Consider the following 2,518-nt stretch of genomic DNA (forward strand, 5'->3'; position numbering starts at 1 on the left):
CGATATTTGGACGAACTGTTGCAGGAAGCGGGGAGCAGGCATAACTATGCAGAATTTTCGCACTATGCCATCGGTCAGAGGATCGAAAACGGCATCATTTGTTGGGAATTATACTGGGGAAACCCTGCCGACCTCATGAAGGGAAGAATCCGTCGCCGCACCAGCGCCGTCTAAGCTTTACAACCTTGCATACACAAGAAATACCGGAGCGAGGTGCGCGCAAAAAACCCGGACGATAAGGATATCGCCCGGGTTTTATCGTAATCTTTTCTATTGACCTTAACGGGCTCCCCGTTTCTTTACCGCCGTGAAAGCCTCGTCGGCGATCTCGATGGTGCGCTTAATATCCTTGTCGGTGTGCGCGGTCGACACGAACCAGTTGTGGTGAGAGCAGAAAAAGGCCCCGCGCCTGGTCGATTCGCCGCACCATTCCTGGTGAAGCATGTTGCTCGGGTCCTCGGCGATGCGCAGAAACGGCATTCCGGGCGAGCCCGAAACCACCAGCGTATAGCCGTTGGCCGCGACAACGTCGGACAGCCCTTTCGCAAGCTTCTCCCCCACTTTCTTCAAAACGGCGGGGGCGTTGATTCGCTTGAGCTCCTTGAGGCAGGCGATCGCCGCCGCCATGGGAACCGCCGAATACCAGTAGCTCCCGGTATAAAACACCTTCGCGCAGGCGTTGCGCATGGCCTCGGTGCCCATGAGCGCCGATATGGGATAGCCGTTCGCGATCGCCTTGCAGAAGCACACGAGGTCGGGATTGAATCCGAAATACTTGTGCGATCCGGCGAGGTCGAGCCTGAAGCCGCAGCGCACGTCGTCCACGATGAGGACGATCCCCTCGTTGCGACAAAGCTTCTCGATATTCTGCCAGTATCCCGCCGCTGGCATTACACTGTCCGTGAAGGTGGGGTGGTGGTAGGGGGTGGAGATGAAACCGGCGATCTGTCCCTTGTTCTCCTTCACGACCTTTTCGAACCCCTCGAAGTCGTTCCAGTCGACATACAGGTAGAGGCTCTTGTCCTCCTCGATGATGCCTGGATGACCCATCGACTGCGCCCAGGGCGCTACGCCGTGGTAACCGCCCCGGACGAGTATGATCTTCTTGCGGCCGGTCGCGGCCCGCGCGATCATGAGGGAATAACTGGTAGCGTCCCCGCCGTTTTTAGCGAAGAAAGCCCATTTCATCCCGTCTACCAGGTCCACCATGGCCTCGGCGAGCTCGACCATAGCCGGCCCGGGGGAGGTGACGCAATTGCCCAGGTCCAACTGCGCCTTAGCCGCGGCATCGACCTTAGGATCGTTGTAGCCCAGAATCATGGGCCCGTAGGCACACAGGTAATCGATAAACTCGTTGCCGTCCACATCCCAGAACTTGGCGCCCTTCGCGCGCGACATATAAAAAGGATAGTGCTCCACCGGGACGAGCGGCGTGGGACTCAGGTGGCCGTAAATTCCGCAGGGGATCACCTGCACCGCGCGGTCGAACAGCGCGACGGATTTTTTATACGTGTAGGTTTTCATGGTTTTCCTCCGGTCTCTAGCTCAAATACAGCGGTATGCGGTCGAGCAGGGTGCCCACCGTGTCGATCATCCCGATCTGACCGCGCAACATGAGATTGCCCTTCACGACGGCCGAAAACGTGTCTACCTTCGCATTGAGGATATCGTTCGCCGATTTCATGTCCTTGAATATCATCGCGGCCATGGGCTTGTCGGGTTTGCCCTTGCGCGCAACGGCGTTGCCGTGGTCGAAGTTGAGGCCCAGCGCCGGCCCGTCGGGAAGGACGGACAGCATAAGCGTTCCCTTCGCGTGCCCCGCGAGCAGCTTTCCTATCGGGTCGAACATGGCGATTTCGGCGAGGGCGAACGTGGCCGTGGTGATGGTAAAGCAGGTGTTGACTTTCATGTAGTCCTTTTTCGCAAGCAATTCGGGCGTTGGCTTCAGGTAATACTCGAGCTTCTTGGTAAGCGCGTCGAAATCCTTCGTGAGGAAGCCGAGCTTCGTGAATCCCTTGAGGATTACCGGCATCGCCTTGCCGTCGAACATGCGGTTGAGGTGCCCGGGCGAGAAAAAATAGAGTACGATGGACGGGCGCTTTACAAGGCCCCGGTCGACCGTGCAGGCGCCCTTTGAAAAGGCGATGTACGCGCGCGGGCCGTTACGCACCTTGAACTGGATGGAAATCTCCCAGTTCGCCGCGTTGCGGGCACATTCTTCATCGTAGCGCACGAGGTCTTCCAGGTTTTTCAGGACCGCGTACAGGTTCAGGTTCGCCTTAATGAGATCGGTGTACATACCGCACCTCCACCATAATGAGTGAGTACTTACTCATAGTTGTATCTGACCCCATTTTCTTGTCAAGCTGAAAATGTGCAAATTGCCTCCTTTTTCATAGGTGTGAATTATTTTTCGGGCGCCCGGATCATAGCCGGGAAAACCGTTCATATTTTTCATTCCCCATTCGTATTCACTCTGGACGCTCAGTTTTGTCCCGGAGGATACGGAATGCTTCGC

At 56.7% G+C, this 2,518-nt stretch carries 2 protein-coding genes; both read right to left on the bottom strand.

The genetic code is table 11. From position 1 onward, the window contains the following. Positions 1-279 precede the first annotated feature (279 nt). The gene (locus EPN93_00855; protein TAL39748.1) at positions 280-1,524 is read right to left on the bottom strand and encodes an aminotransferase class III-fold pyridoxal phosphate-dependent enzyme; all 1,245 of its coding nucleotides are present in this window, start codon (positions 1,522-1,524) and stop codon (positions 280-282) included. 16 nt (positions 1,525-1,540) lie between these two features. Next, positions 1,541-2,299, bottom strand: a complete 759-nt coding sequence (locus EPN93_00860; GenBank protein ID TAL39749.1) for a hypothetical protein — start codon at positions 2,297-2,299, stop codon at positions 1,541-1,543. Between the last annotated feature and the right edge of the window lie 219 nt (positions 2,300-2,518).

The organism is Spirochaetota bacterium (assembly GCA_004297825.1).
In the GTDB taxonomy this organism is placed as follows: Bacteria; Spirochaetota; UBA4802; order UBA4802; family UBA5368; genus FW300-bin19.

Coding starts and splice junctions, on each gene's coding strand:
- EPN93_00860 (TAL39749.1), bottom strand. CDS start 2,299: ATGTACACCGATCTCATTAAGGCGAACCTGAACCTGTACGCGGTCCTG.
- EPN93_00855 (TAL39748.1), bottom strand. CDS start 1,524: ATGAAAACCTACACGTATAAAAAATCCGTCGCGCTGTTCGACCGCGCG.